The following is a 22,245-nucleotide window of genomic DNA, read 5'->3' as shown; positions in this document are numbered from 1 at the left end:
GAAAAAGTTAAGTTATACAGAGCTGCCAGTGGAGACACAGGCAGCGGCCGAGACCATGGCCGGTGGAGATACCGGCCATTCTAAATTACCCATATATAAATTTATACATACTCTAGAATCTCCTCTTAACGATTTTTAACAAAAAATTCTGCCTGTAAAATTTCATACATATAAAGTAAAAAGTGTTCTTTTGCAAGGTATTAGCTGTTTAAACATTGAAAACGCAACGCTCTGGCAACCTGTTTATCAGGATAGCTAAAATTACAGGCTTTAGTATACTCGGTATAGTTGTTCTTCTGGCCGTTCTTCCATTATTTTTATCAAAAACCATTAACGGCAAAGTAACCGAATGGGCCAATGCCAACATTAACGGCACAGTTGCATTTAAAGATGTTAACTTATCATTTTTTAAGCATTTTCCCTACCTGACCGTTACACTCTATCAGGTTGATTTAAAAGGTTCTGCACCGTTTGAGAAAGAAAACCTGTTGAATGCCGGCGAAATCGCATTGGGCGTTAACGTGTGGTCTGCTTTTGGCGATAAAATCAGTATCAATAAATTTTACGTAGATAATGCCCTGATCAATATCCAGACGGATAGCCTTGGAGCGGCTAATTACAATATTTATAAATCATCATCGCCGGCAGACAGCACTGAAACGATGGATACTACCAGTGTATCGTTGGGTATTGAGCTGATAAAGATCAGCAACAGTCACCTGGTTTATCATGACCGTTCTTTACCGATGATGATTGACGCGAAAGGATTTAATTACCAGGGCAAAGGCGATTTAATGAACGCTGTGTTCACGCTGCAAACCCATGCCCGTGTTGATTCGCTGGATTTTGCTTATGGCGATCAGCAATACCTTAAAAACAAAAAGATAGATGCCCGGCTGGTTACCCGGATCAATACCCATTCGCTGAGCTTTATTTTTGAGAAAAACGATTTGAAGATCAATGATCTGCCTTTAACCTTTACCGGGAAGTTCGCCTTTCTGAAAAGCGGCTATGATATGTCTTTCAGTGTAAGCAGTAGGCAGGTTGCACTGGCTGATTTCATCAGCGCATTGCCGCCGGATTATCTGCGCTATGTCGCCGGTACAAAGCTGAAGGGAACCGGAAGTTTAACACTGACCTTAAACGGGCAATACAATGCCGAAGATCAAAAAATGCCGGATGCAGCTTTCGGACTAAGCATACAGGATGGCTTTATACAACATGAAAAGGCCCCTTTCCCGCTGGAGAATCTGGCATTGGAAATGAAGGCTAATGTTCCGGGGCTTGATCCACAAAAACTGGATCTGGCAGTGAATAAGGTGCACTTTAATATCGGGAAAGATTATTTTGACGGCTCACTGAAGCTGAACGGCTTAAATCCCTGCACGGTTGATAGTAAGGTACAAACGCAGCTTAACCTGGCTGAACTTGACCAGGCCCTCGGCTTACCGGATTTTGATTTCAGGGGTTTGTTGCACCTGGATTTCAGCGCCAAAGGAAAATATGCTACCGCGATAAGAAAAAGCGGTATCCGGCAGGTAGATACTGTAATTGCCAGTATCCCGGCTTTCACGCTGAAAAGCAGGGTAAGCGACGGCTATTTTAAGTACACCGCTTTGCCGGAAGCCTTAAAGAATATCAGCTTTGATATCAACGCATCCTGCGCAGACAGCAATTATAAGAATACCACTGCCGAGCTTACCAACATCAACGTAAACCTGCTTGATAATTACCTGAAAGGCTATATCAAGGTTAAAGACCTTAATAAATTTACCGTAAATGCCGACCTTAAATCGGTATTTGATTTACAGGATATTGCCAAATTTTATCCGTTAAACGGGATTGAACTGGGCGGCAAGCTAACGGTAAACGCGGTTGCTAACGGAACGTATGAGCCTAAGAAGCATATCTTCCCGGTTACGGTTACCGAGCTTGCGTTGAAAAACGGACATTTTAAAACCGACGCTTATCCTATTCCGCTGAATAATATTGATTTATTGACACGGGTTACTAGTAGCAAAGGCTCGTACAAAGATTTGAGGATTGAAATTCTGCCGGTTTCCTTTAAGGTTTCCCAGGAACCTTTCCTGCTTAAAGCAAACCTGGAAGATTTTAACAATCTGCGTTATGATATCAAATCAAAAGGCAGCGTCGATTTAGCCAAGCTGTATAAGATATTTGGTGTTTCCGGCTATGATCTGGCAGGTAAAATTAAAACCAACCTGGCTTTAAAAGGTCGTCAAAGCGATGCTGCCAGCGGCCAGTACCAGAAGCTGGATAACAAAGGGATGCTGGAGATTAAGGACATGGCCGTGAGCAGCGACCTTTTCCCGCAGGCATTCCTGATCAGGAGCGGTCGATTTGTGTTTTACCGCGAGAAAATGCTGTTTAAAAGCTTTACCGCCCAATACGGTAAAACGGCATTTAACATGGACGGGCAACTATCCAATATGCTTAATTACCTTACCCGCGAGGGGGAACCGTTAAAAGGTGATTTCAAATTGAGCAGCGATAAGCTGGATATAAACGAGTTTATGGCTTACGCACCGGTTTCATCGTCGGCAGCGCCTGCCCCCCAACAGGCTGTCGGTGTGGTGCTTATTCCGGATAACCTGGATGTTAACCTGTCCGCTGCGGTAAAACGTGTCCGTTATGATGATTTGAACCTGGATAATTTCAAGGGCGAGGCGGAAGTAAAAGATGGGCAACTGTTTTTAAAGAATACCGGCTTTAACGTTATTGGAACCACGGTGAATATGAATGCTTCGTATGCACCGGTAAATCCGCGTAAAGCGAACTTTACGTATGATGTAAAAGCGGAGAACTTTGATATTCAGAAGGCGTATCAGCAGATAAAGCTGTTCAGGGAAATGGCTTCGGCGGCTAAAGATGCTTACGGAACGGTTTCGCTAAACTATAAGCTGGAAGGTAAACTGGATGAAAACATGTTCCCTGTACTGCCCAGCCTGAAAGGTAACGGAACATTAAGCCTAAATAACATTCGCTTTAAAGGTTTTAAGCTGATGAACAGTATTGCCCGTAAAACTTCCAGCGAAAGTTTGAATGACCCCAGTGTATCGCAGGTGGATATTAAAACGAGCATCAGCAATAATGTGATGACCATTGAACGTACCCGGATGAAGATTGCGGGTTTCAGGCCCCGGTTTGAAGGTCAGGTAAGCCTTGACGGCCGGATGAACATCGGTTTCAGGCTGGGCCTCCCTCCTTTTGGAATATTTGGTATCCCCATGAAGATCACCGGAACGCAGGAAAAGCCTGTGATTAAACTGGGCAGGCAGCAAAAGGAAGATGAATTGCAGGAAACAACGGAGAACTAAGGTTTTTAAGTTATAAGTTTTAGGTTGTACGTTGACCGTTCCAATGTCCAATACCAGAACTAAAATTCAAATTTCAAACAACTAAAAACAAACAATACAATAAAATGAAAAAAGTAGTCTTCACCATTGCCCTGGCTTGCATTGCGGCCATGGGGTATTCACAATCGCTGTTAAGCACGGTTAAATCTGCCGGTAAAACGGCAGCCACTAACGCGGTTACGGCATCAGCATCGCAAATTGTATCGGCCTTAGATACCAAGCTGAATTTAAACAGCAAACAGGAGAGCAGCTCATTATCGGCGGTAACATCGTTTTTGAACGAAAAATCGAGCATCGCATCGCTGGCAACCACTAACGCTGCAGCTTACGCCACTAAGCTGGCCGGTTCAAAAAGCAAGCTGCTGTCTAACCTGAAAACCATTTTAACAGTTAACCAGTATGCTAATTTGTTAGGGCTGAAATCATCGGCTAAAAGCACCAGCACAGATGCTGCATTGAGTGTGCTTTCGCAGATTTTATAAAACCATATTTATTATAAAGCCGGTTTGTATGCTGAATGGAGTATAAACCGGCTTATTATTTTAACGGTATATGTATGGCTACCAAAGTTCCTTTACCGGGAGCCGAATCAATATCGATAATCCCCTTAAGCAATTCAACCCGCGAATGTATATTTTTTAGACCGATGCCTTCGTTGCCGGTAAACTTCCTGCTGTCAAACCCATTGCCGTTATCTTCAACGGTTACCGATATGCCGTCAGTATCGTTTATGATCTGAACCGTTAATTTTGATGCCGAGGCATGCTTGATCACATTGTTAACCGTTTCTTGTATAATGCGGTAAAGCACCGTTTCTACCTGCTCGTCCAGGCGTTGGGTAAGACCGATGGTTTCAAGACTTACCTTGATCTGGTTTTCGTCAATATGATTTAAAAAATCCTTTACAGCCGAGGCTAATCCTGCTTTGAGCAGGGCGTTCGGCATCATTTGATGAGAAATGGTGCGCATTTCATCGTAACCTTCTGTCACCAGGCTCAGCAAGCGTTGGGCCTGTAATTCTTCATCGCCTTTAAGGTTCAGCTTTTTAAACAACCCATTCATATTCATTAGCGCAGCCGACAAAATTTGCCCTATACCATCGTGCAGATCGGTAGCAATGCGTCGCCGTTCACGTTCTTCTGCATCAAGCAAAGCCTTTGTAGCCAGCTCCTGCTGTTTGTTGATCTCGGCCTGCAGGTGAGCTTCGGTCTTTAATTTACGCCAGTTGTTGAACAGGTAGGCAACCAGCACACCGGCTAACAGCAGTGCTACAGCAATGAGCAGCAGAATGGTGCGCTGCCTGATCTTTAGTTGCTGTATGGTGTTTTGCTGGTTGAGCGAAACGATCTGCTGCTCCTTTTTCCCGGTTTCGTATTTCGTTTTTAAATCTTCAATAATCTGCATTTTGCTGTTAGTGAGAATAGAATCACGACTATGTACAGATAATTTGAGATTTTCGTACGCCGCTTTATACTGGTCTCTGTTGGCATGAAGCTCAGAAAGCCGGGCGTAGGTCTCCTGAATGATCTGTTTTTCTCCAACCTTTTCGGCCAGGTCAAGTGCTTTGTCAAACCATTGCTCTGCCTTCACGGTATCTTTTAGCTGCTTGTAAGCAACGCCTAAGTTATAATAACTATGGCTTAGAAATTTCCGGTTGCCAAAGCGTTTGTAGGCATCCATACTTTTTTTGTGATAAACAATGGCATTCTGTAAATCTTTTTTTGACTCATAGAGAGCGCCAATATTTTCGTACACCGCACCTAAGCCGTTTAGATTGTTAACCTTATTATGCAGATATGCGGCAAGTTTAAGGTAGTATATGGCCGAATCTGGTTTCGATAACGATTGATAGGTTGTACCAATATTGTTGTAGCTTGTTGCAATCTCAACCGTGTCGCGGGCTTGTTTAACAAGTTTATTGTACTGGATAAAATAGTTAACGGCACTTCTGTAATCTTTCTGTGCCGATGAACAAATACCCAGCAAATTTAGTACACGTCCCTGGCCGTTCAGGTCATTTAGCTGTTCGAATATTTTCAACGCCTTTAGCCCGTATTGTATGCTCTTTACAAAATCATATTTGCTGCTATATGAAGTAGCAATATTCAGGTTGACTTTACCAATTTCAAGCGGAATATGCAAATCTTCAAAAATGGCTAACGATTGCTGATAATATTGAATGGCCTGGTCAAAATTGCTAACGCGATGCTCATAAATTCCCTTTAACTTGAGTGATTGCGCTTCTCCTGATACATAATTTTCGCTTTTTGCAAACTGGTAGGCTTCATTAGCATACCTGATCAACGAATCAGGTTTCAGGAGATATTTAACAGCCTGTGTGTAAATTTTATCGAATCTCTCCTTGGTATCCTGTTGAGCAAATGCCGGACAGATAATCAAAGAAAGGGCAATGCACAAGTAACCCCCTTTTATAAATGTAAATGATTTGAGCATAAGCGTTAATTTGTTTGTTATGAACAATGATTTAACTTAGTATGGGGGTAAGTTAATTGGCTAACGTATTGATTTACATACCAATTTTTACGTATTTTTAAGGCGTTCGCTCTTGTGTATGAAAATAAAAATCCTGTTGGTTGATGATCATGCCATACTGATTGATGGTCTTGAATCTTTATTGAAAGAAAACCCAAACTTATGCGTGTGCGCCAAGTCGCAATCGGCAGACTTTGCCCTGGCCAACCTGAAACGTGAAACGTTTGATATAATGATAACAGATTATTCCATGCCCGATATGGACGGCGCCACGCTGGTAAAAAAGGCCAGGCAGATGCACCCTGATCTGAAAATTATCATGTTAAGCATGCACGATGATCCGCAGATAGTACGCGAAATTATGGCGACCGGTGTTGATGCTTATGTGCTTAAAAAGTATGCGCAACAAGAGCTGTTACATGCCATAGATTCGGTTCTTAACCATCGCCAGTACTGGAGCCAGGAGGTAAGCCGGGCGCTGTTTCACAAACCTGAATTTCCGGATGAGCAATGTGCACCTACCGAACGCGAACTGGAAGTGCTGAAGCTGCTGATGCAGGAGCTAACCAGTCGCGAAATAGCCGACCGGCTTTTTATAAGTGAACGTACCGTTGAAACACATCGTAAAAACCTGATGCGCAAAACCAATTCAGTGAATACCATCGGCCTTATTAAATATGCTTATACCCATAAGCTGGTGTAATTTAGTGTTAAGTCAAAAGTAAAAATTCAAAATTCAAAAGTTGGGCGCCGTAAAATCCCGACACTTTAGGATGAAAAAGGTAATACGAATATATTTGTACGCTGGCTTATATTTACCCATGATTGCTATCTTTAAAGAAGTATCGCTGATGTAAGCTTAGTTTTTTGTGCTCGGGAAACCTATGAATGAGATTTTCAAACGGCGAAGTCCTCAATTTTATCTTAAAAGAAGAAACCAACCAAAATTAAATCTCATAGATCTTTAAGTACAAGCATCAGGCCGGTATATGTATGGCTACCATTGTTCCTTTACCAGGTGTCGAATCGATATCAACAATTCCTTTCAGCAATTCAACCCGCGAACGTATATTCTTTAAGCCGATACCCTCGTTACCGGCAAGCTTTCTGCTGTCAAAACCTTTGCCGTTATCCTCAATGGTTACCGATGTGCTGTCGGTATCGTGTATAATCTGAACGGTCAGCTTTGATGCCGAAGCATGTTTGATCACGTTGTTAACGGTTTCCTGTATCACACGGTACAGTACGGTTTCTACCTGTTCATCCAGGCGTTTGGTGAGACCGACGGTTTCAAGACTTACCTTGATCTGGTTTTCGTCAATATGATTTAAAAAGTCCTTGACAGCCGAGGCCAGTCCGGCTTTGAGCAGGGCATTCGGCATCATTTGATGAGAGATGGTGCGCATTTCACTGTAGCCTTCTGTAACCAGGTTTAATGAGCGCTGTGCCTGCGTTTCTTCATCGCCTTTAAGCCCCAGCTTTTTAAATAAGCTGCTCAGGTTCATCAGGGCGGCAGATAAGATCTGTCCGACACCATCGTGCAAATCGGTAGCAATGCGCCGCCGTTCACGTTCTTCGGCATCAAGTACGGCCCTGGTAGTTAATTCCTGTTGTTTATTGATTTCGGTCTGCAGGCGGGCCTCTGCTTTTAATTTACGCCGGTTATTCAATAAATAGGTGATGATGGCGCCTGCTAACAATAGGGCTACAGCAATGAGCAACAGGACGGTGCGCTGCCTGATCTTCAATTGCTGTATGGTATTTTGCTGGTTGAGTGAAACGATCTGCTGTTCCTTTTTCTCGGTTTCGTATTTTGTTTGAAACTCTGTGATTAACCTGGTCTTTTCCTTCCTGAATAGAGAATCTTTAATAAAGCCATAAGCCTGTTGCGCCTGATAGGCACGCTCAAAATCCTTCTCATCGCGATAGACATCAGCTAACAACAACTGGGCATCCATAACCTGTTTACTGGCGCCAATTTGTTCGCCCAGGCTGATGGCCTGTTTTAAATACGCCTGTGCCGCAGCATTGTTTTTTTGCTTCATCATGATGCGGGCCAGGTGTATGTTACAAAAAGACATTTCTTTTTTATTTCCATACCGGGCATGCTGTGTCAGTGCTGATTGCAGCAGCTCTAACGCTTTTGCGGTATTTCCTAACTCAAAATACGCTATTCCGGCGTTGGCGTAGGTAACGGGTAAAAACTGGAGAATGTGCTGTTCTTTCAACACTTTGGCAGCTTTCAGGGAATAATACAGGCAGCTATCGTATTGATGGGTGTAGTGATATCCCGAGCCGAGATTGGCTTCGGTAAACGCAGATTCCAGGGGCATTTTTAAGGTCTTATATATAGCATACGCCTCTTTATAATAGGCAATGGCTTGTCTGAAATCTTCGTGTCCTTTAAACAGAATACCAAGATTGGTGGTTACCATGGCTAATTTTTCACGGTCGTTGAGCTTTTTGTAGATCTGGTAGGCCTCATTATAATATTTAAGCGCCAGGGTGAAATTTCCCAGCTCATCATAAGAGATACCAATATTATTAAGCGTGTTTGCTGTTTTAATGCTATCGGCTAATAGTTTCCTGATTTTTAATGCCCTGAAATTATAGTTTAATGCGGTCTGGTAATTTCCCTGCGCTTCGTAGGTTATTGCCAGGTTATGAAGCGCCTCGGCCTCAAACGATGGCATTTTTTTCTGCATTGCCGCTTCCAGTGCTTCAAATCCGTATTTCCGTGCAGTGTCGGGTTTGCTGTAACGGTATTCCCAGCATAATTCAAGTAATGCCGGTATACGGGAATCCTTATTGCCGTTTGCCAGGATTTTCTTAAGGCTGTCTATCCTGGGTTGGGCACTGCATAAGCATGTGATGCAAAGGAGCGTTAAGCTGATATATCTGCGCATAATTGGCCGGCATTTCAGCGTACAATATAATAGCTTTCTTTTTTAGGTGAAAATAGTACGCTGCTTCCGAAATGTACAAACAGGTTATTGGGATTGCCTCCGTAGAAATACGGATGTAAAATCAGCAATTTTACGGATAAACCATTCTTCTGCTTTAAGATAGCTTTGATAGCAAGATTTAAGTTTGTGTGTGGCGATTAATGATACATCCGAAGACTATTTCTAGATAATATATGCTCTCTGTTTTTTAGCAGCCTGAATGGGCGATTGATTGATATCCCCGTGCAGGCTGTTGTTATTTATAAACTACAATATGAAGAACGATTAGGATTGTGGGCTTGATTGTACCTGCTCTTCCGCCTAAAGCGGGAGGCAGGTTATTTGTGTATATGGTATGCCCGGCAAACAAACTTTTTAAATTAGCGGATATAAGCGCTACCGAAGCCTTTACTCTTTTGTTCATTATCCCACTATCTTTTTATACACCTCTATATAATCGGCTACCATTTTTTCCTGTGAGAACATGGTACTGGCCCATTCGCGGCAATAGCTGCGGTTGATGGTTTCAAGTTGTGCTACTGCCTGCACAGCTTCGTCAATGCTGGTTACCAGGAACCCCGTTTTCCGGTGCCGGATCAGTTCGGGCATAGAGCCGCGGTTAAATGCAATAACAGGCGTTCCGCAAAGCATGGCTTCGGCTACGCTCATCCCGAAAGGTTCGTTAAAATTAATGGGATGGAGCAGTGCAGCAGCGTTGCCCAATAAGGTATTGCGCATTTCAGGCCCGGCGTGACCGATAAATTCTACCGAACCTCCCAAATGCGGCTCTACGTGGTTTCTGAAATAAGCCTCGTCCTGTATAATCCCGGCCATAATGAGCCTTCGCTTGCTCTTTAACGCTATTTGTATAGCTTCGGCAGCGCCCTTATCCGGGTGAATGCGTCCGAAAAACAGCAAATAGTCGTCCGGTTGTGCATTGAATACAAAATCCTGTATACGCAAACCGTTATAAACGGTAGCAATATAGTCTAATGAAGGATCGCGGTCGGCATTGCTGATAGAAACGTAATAAGTGTGTTTATTATATTTCTGGTAAACCGGTAAAATGCGCTTTGACGAAAAGCCGTGAATGGTGGTAAGCACCGGTGTTTTTATCACCTGCGACCAGGTTAGTGGCAGAAAGTCAAAGTTATTGTGGATCAGGTCAAAGTCGGCTGCTTTTTCCATCAGGTTACTGATGTGCAGGCATTCGGCTACCTTAGCGTCCTGGGTTTTATCCTCTTCATATCCCTTGGGTATAACAGCGTCCAGCCTGGCACTGGTGATAGCATCCGCAGTAGCAAATAAGGTTACATCCAGCCCGGCTTTAACCAGGCCTTCGGTAATATTGGATGCTATTTGTTCCCAGGGACCATAATGCCGGGGAGGGGTTCGCCAGGCTACAGGCGATAATACCGCAATTCTCATCAGTTGTCAAAAACAAATGAAGCCTTTTAACATCAGCGCTTAAAGGCTTCACCGGCTATGCTTGTTATAGTTGTTCTACCGTTAATGCTGTGCTGTTGTTAGACTTGTTGTACTGGTACTCCATTTGGAAACCGTTCAGCACGGCCAGATGTGAGATCATATACGCCAGCGTACTTTCTGCGCCCTGGTTGCGGTTTATGCCGCCGGGCTGCAGGCCATCGCAACAGCCTTTGGTCTCATGATCGTACAGCGGGATCCGTAAGGTATTCTCGCCCAGGAACCACATGTAGCTGATAAACATTTTACGCAGGTATTCGGTTTTTTGTGCAACGCGGTAGGCTTGCAGGTGCACTAAAACCGAAGCCATGGTTTCTATAGCTTGCTGGTCGTATAAAGGCATCGTTCCGCCGCGGTAATACCAGCCGTCGTTACCAACAGGACATAAATACCCTTTGCTTAACACCAGCTCATCTAAAAATGCCAGCGATTTTAATGCAATGCTTTTTACCTGTTCGTTGCCGGTTATCTCGCAGGAATGTAACAAGGCCAGGGGGAATATGGCATTATCGTACGTCAGCTTATCTTCAAACCAATGCCATGTGCCGCTGCTGTGTGCCTGGTATGCTTCAATAACGCGGTTTGTCATGTCGTTCAGTTCACGTAGAAGGCCTTCATCGTATGGATAAACCTTCAGGTAATGCGCCAACCCGATAATGGTATTGATTATGCCGCGAAGATGTTCGAGGGACTTGAAATGGCGGACTGAATTGTGAAAAAGCTCGTATGCAAATTCGCGGTAAGAGTTGTTGGGGGCACAGTTTATCATGTATCCCAAGGCCCACACTGTCCGGCCGAATGAATCTTCAGAACCCACATCATCCAGGTAACGGCGATCGAAACTTAGAAAGTTACGGAAGTTGCCATCTTCAAGCTGCATGTAATGGATATAGCTTAAGTAAATGGGCAGCAACTCCAATGCTTCGGGACTTTTATTTTGCTGGTAAGCCATTAATGCCATGATCAGCGCCCTGGCATTATCATCCAGGCAATAGCCTTCTTTAAGATTGGGAATGCCGTATTTAGCGTGCTGAACAATGCCGGTATCGTCTGTTAAGCGTTTGATATGCGCCAGCGAAAAGGTGGGCATAATTTCGGGGTCAATGATCTGCCGCGGTGTTTTTTGACTGTAATCGGCATTGGTTATGGCATGCGTTAATACATTCACATACTCGGCACCGATGCGGGGCCACCGTAATTTTAATCCATATTCGTATGCATGCGCTTTAAGGCGTTTTAACTTTTCAGGATGGCCAAGCAGGTCGTTTACAATATCGGCCAAACCATCGGCATCTTTAAAATTGAACAGTCGCCCGCGATTATCGTCCAGTAATTCCTGGGCATGCCAGTAAGGTGTTGACACTACGGCTGCCCCGGCGCCAATGGCATACGATAGGGTTCCGCTGGTAATCTGAGCCTCATTCAGGTAAGGCGTAATGTAGATATCGATCGCCGTAAGGTAATTGAACAAGTCTTCTTCCGATACAAATTTATTGATGAAATACAGGTGATCCTGTACGCCCAGTTCGGTAGCGAGTCGTTTCAAATGATCGCGATATTCTTCACCTGAATTTCTCAACACGCCCGGATGCGTATTGCCCAGTATCACATACATTGCGTCCGGATGCCTGCTTATTATTTTAGGTAAAGCCCTTACTACGGTCTCAAGCCCCTTGCCCCGGCTAATGAGACCGAATGTAAACAGCACTCTCTTATCTCTGAAGGGATATTGTTTCTTTACGGGGTTAATATCCAGTATTTCCAGATCAGGAACGCCATGCTCGATCAACTGGATCTTATCTGGCGAAATGCGATAAATATCTTTGAGAAAGCCTACCGCTTTTTTGCTCATTACCACAATTTTTGCTGCATTTGCAGCAATTTCCCGGATAGCAATTTTTTGCATAAACGTGGGTTCACGCAAAACGGTGTGCAAAATGGCCACAATGGGTTTATTTACCCGGTGTATAAGTGGCAGAACATAAATGCCACTTTCGCCGCCATAAATACCAAATTCATGCTCCAGGATGCATACATCTGCGGTACTGTTGTTGATATAGCCGGCTGCCCGGATATAATCATTCTGATTCTCCTGCCGGATAATGAATTCAACCTCAGAGGGATATTCATACTCGTTCAATTTATCAGAATCGTTCAGGGCTACAACAAAGCCGGTATCCTTTACAGATTTGTTCTTGAAATTGGCGGCAATAGCCTTTACAAGATTATTGTTGAATGTTGCAATGCCACATTCGCGAGGTGGATACGTTGAAATATATGCGATCTTCATACCTTAATGGTAATTTATTTAATAGTTAATATAGGATAATGCATTTGATTAACACGCTTTTGTACGTATTGTTTAATGTGATAGTGTAAAATATTTGCGTATTTCTCTTTACCGGCGATTTTAAACTTATACGAAAAACGGCTATTCCGGAACAAGTGCTTATTTATATAAAACGATAGTTGTAAAAGCAAGGTTTTATGTAATCAATTTTTGATCTTGTTTGTTAAACATACCAACTAAAGCAATTAGCCTCATGAATAAAGTAGAAATCATTCAGCAGCCTTACCTTGTATCGCACACTTTTGCCGATGATGGCATTTTTCCCAATTCAGACCTGCCGCTTTTGGTTTATAAAGGTGCTTTGCGGCTGCACCCGGAAGAAAATGACGAGACCGTAAAGGCAATTTTTAATAGTAACGGCTGGACGAATGCCTGGTCTGGCGATATTTATACCTATCATCATTATCACAGCACAACACACGAAGCTCTGGGCATTGTTTGCGGTCAGGCCGATGTTCAATTTGGCGGTGATGAAGGGACTTGCATTGAGCTATTCCGGGGCGATGTGGTAATCATCCCGGCAGGTGTGGCTCATAAATGCCTCAAAGCTACCAAGGATTTCAGTTGTGTGGGAGCTTATCCCCCGGGCGGAAACTACGATATACTGTATGGTAAAGATGGCGAACGGCCTGCTGCCGATGAGCGCATTAAGCAGGTGCCTTTGCCGGAATCAGACCCTGTGTATGGTAAAAACGGGCATCTTACAGAATTGTGGCAGCCTGTTAGAGGGTGAGTTGGGTTTATGATGGGTATCGTATAGCTCATCGGGATTTGTAATCTTAGAATTATAATTCCCGGATTTTACGATCCGGCTATTACAAGACAAGGATGAAACAACAGATCAATTTTTAGAGATAATATGGCATTAGGATAGGATAATTTAGCAAAAAGCTCCCCTGTTTCGTATACTTGTTTTTTTAGTTTTTATATTAGATAGAAACTGAAATAACAAACTGCATGACCAAGTATATAGATCCCCTAACCGACTTTTCTTTCAAGCGCCTGTTTGGCACCGAACCCAACAAGGACATTTTGATCAGTTTTATCAATAGTATATTCCGAGGCCGGAAAACGGTTATTGACTTGGTATATAACAAAAATGAATATACCGGGGATACAGAAAATGTAGGTTCGGTTATTTTCGATCTGACTTGTACCGGTGACGACGGTTCTCAATTTCTGATAGAGGTACAGCGTACCGACCAGTCTAACCTGAAGAAGCGTATGCTCTACTATTCCAGTAAACTGATAGCCGACCAGGCGCCCAAGGGCAGGCGTTCGGAATGGGGGTACCAGATCAGTGAAGTTTATGTAATAGCGCTACTGGACGGATTTACTTTAACAGACGGCAAAAGAGACCGGTATTTGCATGATGTTTGCTTGTGTAACCGGGAGACGGGCGAAGTATTTTATGAAGAGTTAGGATTTTTCTATTTAGAATTGGTTAACTTTGTTAAAGATGAGGCGGAACTGGTATCAGATTTAGACAAATGGTTGTACGTATTGACCAATATGTCTAAATTAGACAAACTACCGGTATACCTGAGGAAGCCCATATTTGAGAAACTGTTTGATATAGCAGAGTACAGCAAATTAAATAAGGAGGAAAGAACAATGTACGATGTAAGTTTAAAGCGCCGCTGGGACGAATATAGCGTGAAGGAAACAATACGCCAGAAGATAGAAGAAGGCAGGGAACGAGGTAGAGCTGAAGGTAGAGCTGAAGGTAGAGTTGAGGGCAGAGTTGAGGGCAGAGAACAAGGCAGAACCGAAGGGATAGAAAAAGGCAAAGCTGAAATTGTTCGTAATCTTATTCTTTCAAATCGTTTTACAGATGAGGAGATAGCCGCCTTTGCTTCTGTGGAGATTGATTTTGTTCGTAAAATTCACGAGTTAGAAAAAGAAAAGTAAGTTTCTCTCTTTTTAGATATTAGCCACGAGCCTCCTTTGATTAATGACACAAACAGTCCATTTTTCATACAAATTCCGTAAATACGAAAAAACAGCTTTTATATGGTTTGTTGTTAATTGAGGATAGCTTTCCAAAAGCTGTTGCTCTGTCCATCCGGAAGATAATAAGTCCAGGATGAGCTCAATGGATATACGGGTGCCCTTTATCGTGGGTTTTCCGATGAGTATATTCTTATCCGAAATGATATAATCCTGCCAAACCATATTTTTAATTGATTCGTTAACGATTAACGGCCATATACAAACATAATAAATATGTTATAAGTAATTGGCCATATTGTCTGTGCAGCTCAAAGCTTACAATTGCGACACAGGCAGTTTGTCTCGGTGCAAATACACTAAGTCGAAGGTTTAGAGCAACCTTAATGTAAGTAGATTTGAAAACGATTTAATCGCTTTTTTTTGAGATCTGTAAAATAAACTGACTGGGGGTAACCTGTTTGATCTTTTTAAATTGCTTGTTAAAATTAGACAAGTTGTCAAATCCGGATTCAAAAGCCACCTGTGAAATGCTGAATTTGTCTTCGTATAGCAGCTTACAGGCATAACCTATGCGTATTTCATTGACATACTGTACGAACGATTTATTGATCCTTTTTCTAAAGAAACGACAAAAAGAAGTAGGTGTCATGGAGATCTCTGCAGCAATCTGATCTATCGATAGCTGATTTTTGAAATTGGTCATCACATACTTATATACTTTATTAATCCGGTGATCATGGTCGTTTTGAATGGAATCCACAAAGCTGGTGCTGGATAGAAAGCTTATTTTGTCGGTACGGGTAATGCTGCTCAATATAGATAACAGGAGGCTAATGCGTTCTACTCCCTGAGTTTCAATTAACTGGATAAGTTTATTCTTCACCGTTTCTTTAACAGGATTGCTTTGGATAGCAATTCCCCTGACAGATTGCTCTAATAGCAAGTTAATGGGTTGCATTTCGGGAATTTTGTAAAAATCATTTCCCAATGAACCGGGCTTAAAATGAACGGCTATTGATTGTGAATAGTTGTCAGGATCCTCTTTGATGTTGCTCCGCCATTCATGCGGCAGATTCGGGCCGATCAATACCAGCTCATTTTCCGAATAATTTAAAACCCGGTCGCCAATAAACAGGATACCGCTGCCTTTAATGATAAAGGTTATCTCACATTCCGGGTGATAATGCCAGGGATTATGGCGGTAAGGTTTCTCATTTTTCCATGATTTAAATGATTCGCTGTACGCTTCTACATGACGCATTAAAACTGGTTTCATAGTTGACGGAGTTAAGAGTCGTAACCTAAATATAGGATTCTTTTTAGGTATTGAATGCTATTTTGTTGAATTTTTATAGGTGAATCCTGGTTTTAGATAGAAAAGCATCAGTGTTGGGCAATTTCGTATGGGTTGAGTAGCAGAATTCGGGGCAATTTTGAATTGCTATTCGATTATTTAATACTAACCATTTACAAACTAACGCATAATATGAAAAGGTATTTACTAATAAGTTGGTTGGCGGCTATTGTGTTATTGTGCCATGAGCAACTTTATTCGCAAGAACCATATATAATATATAACAAATCTCAGGTTTACATAAAAAACAAAACGATTGTCCCCTTGGAACCAATTAATACTGGTGGAGAAATTCCAGCTATTGTATATGGTGAGGTAAGCACATTTGCTGGCAGTGGCATTGCCGGCTCGACTGACGGCACGGGGATAGCAGCCACTTTTAATTCGCCGGTGGGAGTGGCAGTTGATGTTTCAGGTAATCTGTATATAGCTGACAGAGCGAATAATAAAATACGAAAGATTACCCCGGCAGGTGTAGTCAGTACATTGGCAGGTAGTGGTGTTGTGGGCTCTGCAGATGGTACAGGGGCATCGGCAAGCTTTTATAATCCTTACGGGGTGGCTGTAGATACTTCAGGCAACATTTATGTAGCTGATCGTTATAATCATAAGATACGGAAGATTACCCCGGCAGGTGTAGTCAGTACATTTGCCGGCAGTGGTGCTGTGGGCTCTGCAGATGGTACAGGTACATCAGCCAGTTTCAGTGAACTTGGTGGAATTGCCATCGATATTGCCGGAAACCTGTATGTTTCTGATTTACAGAATCAAACAATTCGGAAAATTACTCCCGCTGCAGTAGTAAGTACACTTGCCGGTAGTGTTGGTACAGCAGGTTTTGCAAATGGTACAGGCAGTGCGGCAAAGTTTAATTATCCCTTTGGGATTGCTGTTGACAGAACCGGAAATCTGTATGTAGCTGATCGAGCCAATCATAGAATACGAAAGATTACTCCCGGAGGCTTAGTAAGTACTGTAGCGGGTAGTGGTGCCGCGAATTCAATCGATGGCATTGATACGGTAGCAAGTTTTAATAATCCGGTTGGTGTGGCTGTTGATAGTATAGGAAATATATATGTGAGCGATTATGGGAATCAAAAAATCCGGAAAATTTCCGCTGGGATGGTAAGTACGCTGGCCGGTTGTGCCTGTAGCGGTTCTATGGATGGTGTAAGAGATTCGGCTAGTTTCAATAATCCTTTTGGAATTGCTGTTGACAGAACTGGTAATCTCTATGTAGCCGAATTTACCGGAAACGTTATCCGAAAAATATCAACAGTTGGTTTTACCATTAGGCCGTCATTACCAGCCGGGTTAAATTTTGATGCTACCGCAGGTATAATCAGTGGTACGCCAACAGCAGTAGCACCCATAACAGATTATATCATTACGGCATATAACAGAACAGGGAATAGTTCTGATACTGTAAGTATTCAAGTAATAGATAACTTATCTCCTGATATTAATTATGGGGCAGGGCAGATTTATGTGAAAAATAAAGAAATTCCATTACTTATTCCCGTGAATAATGGTGGTAGTGTGCCATCTGTAGTTGCCTATGGTGAAACCAGCACATTTGCAGGCAGTGGAAGTTATGGCTTTGCGGATGGTGTAGGTACAACAGCAAAATTCAAGACACCTTATGGAATGGTTGCAGACAATACAGGAAATATTTATGTGGCCGATCGTTATAATCATAGAATACGAAAAATCACCCCTGCAGGTGTAGTTAGCACATTTGCAGGTAGCGGTGTAGCTGGTTCGGCAGATGGTACAGGAACGGGTGCCAGTTTTAATGAACCGGCCGGAATTGTAATTGATAGTTCCGGTACCTTGTATATTTCTGACATGCGGAATCATACAATAAGAAAAATCACCCCGGCAGGGGTTGTCAGCACGCTGGCCGGTACTGTTGGAACTGCAGGTTTTGCTGATGGTACGGGTAGTGCCGCAAAATTTAATTATCCTTTTGGTCTTGCTGTCGACCGGTCAGGAGATGTATATGTCGCCGATCGTTATAACTATAAGATACGGAAAATTACTCCGGTGGGAGTAGTGACTACAATAGCAGGGAGCACTGCGGGGTTTGCAGATTCAAGTAATCCGCTAACTGCAAAATTTAACAATCCGGTAGGAGTTGCGGTTGACAGTGCTGGCAACATATATGTTGGTGACTACACGAATAACCGGATTCGGAAAATTACTGCAGCAGGCGTAGTCAGTACTTTAGCAGGTCAAACCAGCCCTGGTTCTGCTGATGGTATTGGCGGAGCTGCCAGTTTCACTAATCCGTTTGGTGTAACGGTGGATAATCTGGGAAATGTGTACGTGGCAGATTATAATAATCAAAAAATCCGAAAAATCACTCCTTCTGGTATAGTAAGTACTCTTGCGGGAAGTGGCACAATCGGCTTGGCAGAAGGTATAGGCAGTGCCGCTAGTTTTAAGTATCCGGTTGATGTAATAACAGATAACATAGGAAACTTATATGTAGCGGACGGTAACAATAAAATTCGAAAAATTACTATCACAGGTTACACTATTAATCCTGAATTACCGGGAGGGTTGTCTCTCAATGCCGCAACAGGAGTAATTAGCGGAACGCCTTCGGCCGTATCGCCCGCTACAAATTATATTATTACGGCTTATAATCAGGCTGGTAATAGTTCGGATACTCTAAATATAGAAATTATAAATACCCCGCCACACATAGCTTATCCGGATGTGCAGAATTATATTAAAAATCAAATCATTACGCCTATAGCTCCTGTAAACACTGGTGGCCCTGTTCCAGCTACCACTTATGGTGAAACAAGTACAATAACTATCAGCGGAGATGTTTCAAGGCCGCAAGGTATTGCAATTGATAAATCTGGTAATGTATACATCGCTGATCGGGCATATCACAGGATTAGGAAAATTACTCCGCAAGAAACTATAAGTACTCTTGCAGGCAGCGGAACCGCAGGGTTTGCAGATGGTTCAAGTGCCACAGCCATGTTTAATAATCCGTCTGATATTGCTATAGATAGTGCTGGTAATGTTTATGTTTCTGATATTCAGAATGAGCGTATCCGGAAAATTAGTCCGGCGGGGCAGGTAAGTACACTTGCCGGAGACGGTTCAGTAGGATCATCTGACGGTGCAGGCACATCAGCTAGTTTCTATTACCCATTTGGATTATCCCTGGACTCAACAGGAAACCTGTATGTTGCGGATCGTGCAAATCATAGAATTCGTAAAGTAACCGTATCTGGTACCGTAAGTACTTTCGCTGGTAGTACGGCAGGGTCTATTGATGGCACAGGAACAAGTGCCAAGTTTAATAACCCGGTAGGAATCGCAATCAGTCAGGCAGGGGATTTTTATATTGGGGATTTTAATAACAATAAAATCCGGAAAATTACCTCGACAGGTGAAGTAACAACATTTGCAGGGACAGGGAGTGCCGGATCGGCTGATGGCTCGGTAGCGACTGCAAGCTTTAATGGCCCTTTCGGAATGGCATTTGATGGTGCTGGTAACCTCTATATAGCTGATTATACTAATAATAAAATTCGTAAGATAGCACCGACTGGAACTGTAAGTACACTTGCCGGTAGTGGGACCGGAGCGTTAACAGATGGAATAGGCACTGCTGCGAGTTTTAAAAATCCGGCGGATGTGGCAGCGGATGCAGATGGAAACCTGTATGTAGCAGATTATCTTAATGATAGGATTAGGAAAATTGTAACCACTGGTTACACTATCAATCCGTCACTGCCAACTGGGTTAACATTTGATAACAAAACAGGTGTTATTAGTGGTACACCTACCGTAGTATCGCCAGCTACAGATTATGTTGTTACAGCATATAATAGTGCAGGTAGCAGCTCTGATACCATTAGTATCGAAGTATCAGATGACTTGCTATTAGCTTCTCGGCCTACTGGTAATGAAAATATGAGAGTAGAAATTAACCCTGAAAATTTAATAAAAGCAGATTGGAGCATTTACCCCAATCCTGTTGATAACAGATGGTTTAGAATAGTTGTGCCAATTGCTGCCTCAAAGGAAAAGATTGTGAAAATTTATGATATGACCGGACGAATAGTGTTCAGCAAAGGCTTGACCGTAAATGACGGGCAAGCTAATATATATCTTCCATCCCGATTAATGCCAGGCATGTATATGGTGCAGGTACAGGAATTGGGGGTAAAAAAGATATTCATACGTTAATGATAGTATTGCTTTTGGAGACAGGCTCAAATTTCAAGCTCTCTTACTTCATGGTAAATACTATTCTGTTTCAAATCTGTTTTTGTAATTTATATAAAGATAGAATAGCATTGATATTGGGCAATTTCGTATGAGTTGAGCAGTAAATTTCGATGCATCTTTGAGTAAAGGATAATGCTTTTGAAGCAAGTTTCTGTCAATCAATTTGTTAACTCGTAATTAAAGTAATATGAAAAGAAAACTACTATTAAGCGTTTTTTTGATGTTTTCTGGTACAAGCATCACATTGGCTCAGGCTCCGGTTATTAGCTACAATGTATCAAATGTGTTTACACAAAACACGGCAATTTCTCCTTTAAACCCTGTTAATACAGGAGGAGCTGTACCTGCTACAATTTATGGACAGGTAAGTACCATTACTGTTGCTGGGGCAGCAGGAGGTGTTTCCAGACCCCAAGGTATAGCAGTAGATGCCTCTGGGAATGTCTATGTTGCTGATAGGGCTTACCATAGAATAACAAAAATAACTCCAGAAGGTGTTGTAAGTACTCTTGCAGGTGTTACCAGTTCTTCTGGTGTATTGGCAGATGGAAAATTTAATAATCCTTTAGGAGTGGCGGTGGATGCATCGGGAAATATATATGCATCAGACCAAGGTAATATTATACGTAAAATTACTTCGGCAGGAGTGCAAACTCATTTTTCCGGGGCTGGTAGTGCAGCAGGTAATAGGGATGCAGATGGTGATGCCGTTTCCGCTGAATTCTACTTACCTTTTGGGATGGCATTTGATGCCTCGGGCAATATGTATGTAGCAGACAGAGCAAGGCATAAGATACGTAAAGTTTCACCAACTGGAGATGTGGTAACTTTTGCTGGTGCGCCTGTTGGTTCAAATCAATCTGGTGCTTTGGATGGCATAGGAACTGATGCAAGATTTAATAATCCTGTCGGTATTGCTGTGAGCAGTACAGGAGATATTTATGTAAGTGATAATGGTAATAACAGGATACGAAAAATTAATGCCACAACAGCTCAGGTGGAAACATTAAATATCTGTCCTTGTGGTGGTTCTAATGATGGTCCTATTGATACAGATGCAAGTTTTAATGGACCTTTTGGATTAACTTTTGATAATGCGGGAAATCTGTACATAGCAGATTATAATAATCATAAAATACGAAAAATGAGTCCTTCTGGTATAGTAACTACTTTAGCCGGAAGCGGGACAGGAGCTTTAGCAGATGGTATAGGCACAGAGGCAAGTTTTAAAAATCCAGCAGATGTGGCGATAGATGCCTCAGGAAACCTATATGTTGCTGATTATACTAATGATAGGATTAGAAAAATAAGCACAACAGGATATACAATAAGCCCACAGCTACCAGCAGGTTTAAGTTTTGATGCTACAACAGGTATAATCAGCGGAACACCAACAGAGATTTCTCCAGCCACAGATTATACCGTTACCGCATATAATACATCAGGCAGTAGTACCGCAACAATCAATATTACAGTAGAAGCGGCTTTACCGGTGTCTTTGGTTGATTACTCGGTTAGTTTGTTAACTAACGGAAGTGTAGAATTAATATGGAAAACTTCGTCGGAGACTAATAACAGCCATTTCAATATACTAAGGAGTACAGATGGAAAGGACTTTAAAATATATACCAGAATAGATTCTAAAGGAAATGAGGGAGGTAACTATATTTATACAGATTCAGATCCAAACCCGGGTATCAATTATTACAAACTTGTGCAGACAGATAAAGATGGTGTATACAAGGAATTGGGATTGAAGTCTGTTAATGTGGGTTTAACTGATTTTAACAGCTGGAAAGTTTTTCCTAATCCTGTAAGTGCAGAGAAGTTTACAATATCGGGAATAAATACGATTGATAAACTAAAACTGGTGAAAATAATTGACTTGAATGGTAAAGCAGTATTTCAGAAAGAGCTGGAAGTGATAGATAATGAGATATCTGTAAATATTTCTAAAAAATTACCTGCAGGAATTTATCTGTTAGAAGTAGACGGTATAAGCACTAAAAAAATAGTGATAGAATAAAT

Annotated in this window: 14 protein-coding genes; 7 read left to right on the top strand and 7 right to left on the bottom strand. The window is 42.3% G+C overall.

Annotation, left to right across the window (positions count from 1 at the left end):
- The first annotated feature begins 215 nt into the window (after positions 1-215).
- Together FW774_RS04920 and FW774_RS04915 are read left to right on the top strand one after the other, a co-directional pair.
- The gene (locus FW774_RS04920; protein ID WP_149347007.1) at positions 216-3,338 is read left to right on the top strand and encodes an AsmA-like C-terminal region-containing protein; all 3,123 of its coding nucleotides are present in this window, start codon (positions 216-218) and stop codon (positions 3,336-3,338) included.
- 104 nt (positions 3,339-3,442) lie between these two features.
- Positions 3,443-3,859, top strand: a complete 417-nt coding sequence (locus FW774_RS04915; protein ID WP_149347006.1) for a hypothetical protein — start codon at positions 3,443-3,445, stop codon at positions 3,857-3,859.
- 55 nt (positions 3,860-3,914) lie between these two features.
- On the opposite strand, the gene FW774_RS04910 is transcribed toward FW774_RS04915, so the two are convergent.
- The gene (locus FW774_RS04910) at positions 3,915-5,831 is read right to left on the bottom strand and encodes a sensor histidine kinase (protein WP_149347005.1); all 1,917 of its coding nucleotides are present in this window, start codon (positions 5,829-5,831) and stop codon (positions 3,915-3,917) included.
- 118 nt (positions 5,832-5,949) lie between these two features.
- Here FW774_RS04910 and FW774_RS04905 point away from each other — a divergent pair, with 118 nt between their 5' ends.
- On the top strand, positions 5,950-6,573 hold the full coding sequence (locus tag FW774_RS04905; protein ID WP_149347004.1) for a response regulator: 624 nt from the start codon (positions 5,950-5,952) through the stop codon (positions 6,571-6,573).
- Positions 6,574-6,847: 274 nt separating this feature from the next.
- Here FW774_RS04905 and FW774_RS04900 read toward each other — a convergent pair whose 3' ends face one another.
- From FW774_RS04900 to FW774_RS04890, 4 genes are all read right to left on the bottom strand, one after another.
- On the bottom strand, positions 6,848-8,776 hold the full coding sequence (locus FW774_RS04900; protein WP_149347003.1) for a tetratricopeptide repeat protein: 1,929 nt from the start codon (positions 8,774-8,776) through the stop codon (positions 6,848-6,850).
- Positions 8,777-9,071: 295 nt separating this feature from the next.
- Positions 9,072-9,239, bottom strand: a complete 168-nt coding sequence (locus FW774_RS20355) for a hypothetical protein (protein ID WP_187774808.1) — start codon at positions 9,237-9,239, stop codon at positions 9,072-9,074.
- On the bottom strand, positions 9,239-10,243 hold the full coding sequence (locus FW774_RS04895; protein WP_149347002.1) for a glycosyltransferase family 4 protein: 1,005 nt from the start codon (positions 10,241-10,243) through the stop codon (positions 9,239-9,241). The genes FW774_RS20355 and FW774_RS04895 overlap by 1 nt, the downstream gene beginning before the upstream one ends.
- Positions 10,244-10,307: 64 nt before the next feature.
- On the bottom strand, positions 10,308-12,590 hold the full coding sequence (locus tag FW774_RS04890) for a glycosyltransferase family 4 protein (RefSeq protein ID WP_149347001.1): 2,283 nt from the start codon (positions 12,588-12,590) through the stop codon (positions 10,308-10,310).
- A 253-nt stretch (positions 12,591-12,843) separates the two neighbouring features.
- On the opposite strand from FW774_RS04890, the gene FW774_RS04885 reads away from it, so the two are divergent.
- Positions 12,844-13,383 (top strand): hypothetical protein, encoded by a 540-nt coding sequence (locus tag FW774_RS04885; protein ID WP_149347000.1) that lies wholly within the window; start codon positions 12,844-12,846, stop codon positions 13,381-13,383.
- A gap of 224 nt (positions 13,384-13,607) precedes the next feature.
- Positions 13,608-14,561 carry an Rpn family recombination-promoting nuclease/putative transposase gene (locus tag FW774_RS04880; RefSeq protein WP_149346999.1) on the top strand — a complete coding sequence of 318 codons (954 nt, stop codon included), beginning with the start codon at positions 13,608-13,610 and terminating at the stop codon, positions 14,559-14,561.
- A 12-nt stretch (positions 14,562-14,573) separates the two neighbouring features.
- Here FW774_RS04880 and FW774_RS04875 read toward each other — a convergent pair whose 3' ends face one another.
- Positions 14,574-14,825 (bottom strand): DUF433 domain-containing protein, encoded by a 252-nt coding sequence (locus FW774_RS04875; protein ID WP_149346998.1) that lies wholly within the window; start codon positions 14,823-14,825, stop codon positions 14,574-14,576.
- Positions 14,826-15,009: 184 nt separating this feature from the next.
- Positions 15,010-15,879, bottom strand: a complete 870-nt coding sequence (locus FW774_RS04870; protein WP_149346997.1) for an AraC family transcriptional regulator — start codon at positions 15,877-15,879, stop codon at positions 15,010-15,012.
- A 210-nt stretch (positions 15,880-16,089) separates the two neighbouring features.
- Between FW774_RS04870 and FW774_RS04865 the strand changes: the two genes are divergently transcribed.
- The gene (locus FW774_RS04865; RefSeq protein WP_149346996.1) at positions 16,090-20,175 is read left to right on the top strand and encodes a putative Ig domain-containing protein; all 4,086 of its coding nucleotides are present in this window, start codon (positions 16,090-16,092) and stop codon (positions 20,173-20,175) included.
- Between the two features lie 229 nt (positions 20,176-20,404).
- A complete protein-coding gene (locus tag FW774_RS04860) occupies positions 20,405-22,243 on the top strand; it encodes a putative Ig domain-containing protein (RefSeq protein ID WP_149346995.1) in 1,839 nt (612 codons plus the stop codon).
- The last annotated feature ends 2 nt before the right edge of the window (positions 22,244-22,245 follow it).

It is taken from the genome of Pedobacter sp. BS3, from assembly GCF_008274585.1.
Lineage (GTDB): Bacteria > Bacteroidota > Bacteroidia > Sphingobacteriales > Sphingobacteriaceae > Hufsiella_A.
Note: the sequence above shows the minus strand (reverse complement) of the source record. Positions and strands in the feature narration are given on the sequence as shown.

What these genes read in the sequence shown, in the direction of transcription:
- FW774_RS04860 (WP_149346995.1), top strand. Translation starts at nt 20,405, where the DNA reads ATGAAAAGAAAACTACTATTAAGCGTTTTTTTGATGTTTTCTGGTACA.
- FW774_RS04900 (WP_149347003.1), bottom strand. Translation starts at nt 8,776, where the DNA reads ATGCGCAGATATATCAGCTTAACGCTCCTTTGCATCACATGCTTATGC.
- FW774_RS04915 (WP_149347006.1), top strand. Translation starts at nt 3,443, where the DNA reads ATGAAAAAAGTAGTCTTCACCATTGCCCTGGCTTGCATTGCGGCCATG.
- FW774_RS04890 (WP_149347001.1), bottom strand. Translation starts at nt 12,590, where the DNA reads ATGAAGATCGCATATATTTCAACGTATCCACCTCGCGAATGTGGCATT.
- FW774_RS04895 (WP_149347002.1), bottom strand. Translation starts at nt 10,243, where the DNA reads ATGAGAATTGCGGTATTATCGCCTGTAGCCTGGCGAACCCCTCCCCGG.
- FW774_RS04885 (WP_149347000.1), top strand. Translation starts at nt 12,844, where the DNA reads ATGAATAAAGTAGAAATCATTCAGCAGCCTTACCTTGTATCGCACACT.
- FW774_RS04875 (WP_149346998.1), bottom strand. Translation starts at nt 14,825, where the DNA reads ATGGTTTGGCAGGATTATATCATTTCGGATAAGAATATACTCATCGGA.
- FW774_RS04910 (WP_149347005.1), bottom strand. Translation starts at nt 5,831, where the DNA reads ATGCTCAAATCATTTACATTTATAAAAGGGGGTTACTTGTGCATTGCC.
- FW774_RS04880 (WP_149346999.1), top strand. Translation starts at nt 13,608, where the DNA reads ATGACCAAGTATATAGATCCCCTAACCGACTTTTCTTTCAAGCGCCTG.
- FW774_RS20355 (WP_187774808.1), bottom strand. Translation starts at nt 9,239, where the DNA reads ATGAACAAAAGAGTAAAGGCTTCGGTAGCGCTTATATCCGCTAATTTA.
- FW774_RS04905 (WP_149347004.1), top strand. Translation starts at nt 5,950, where the DNA reads ATGAAAATAAAAATCCTGTTGGTTGATGATCATGCCATACTGATTGAT.
- FW774_RS04870 (WP_149346997.1), bottom strand. Translation starts at nt 15,879, where the DNA reads ATGAAACCAGTTTTAATGCGTCATGTAGAAGCGTACAGCGAATCATTT.
- FW774_RS04865 (WP_149346996.1), top strand. Translation starts at nt 16,090, where the DNA reads ATGAAAAGGTATTTACTAATAAGTTGGTTGGCGGCTATTGTGTTATTG.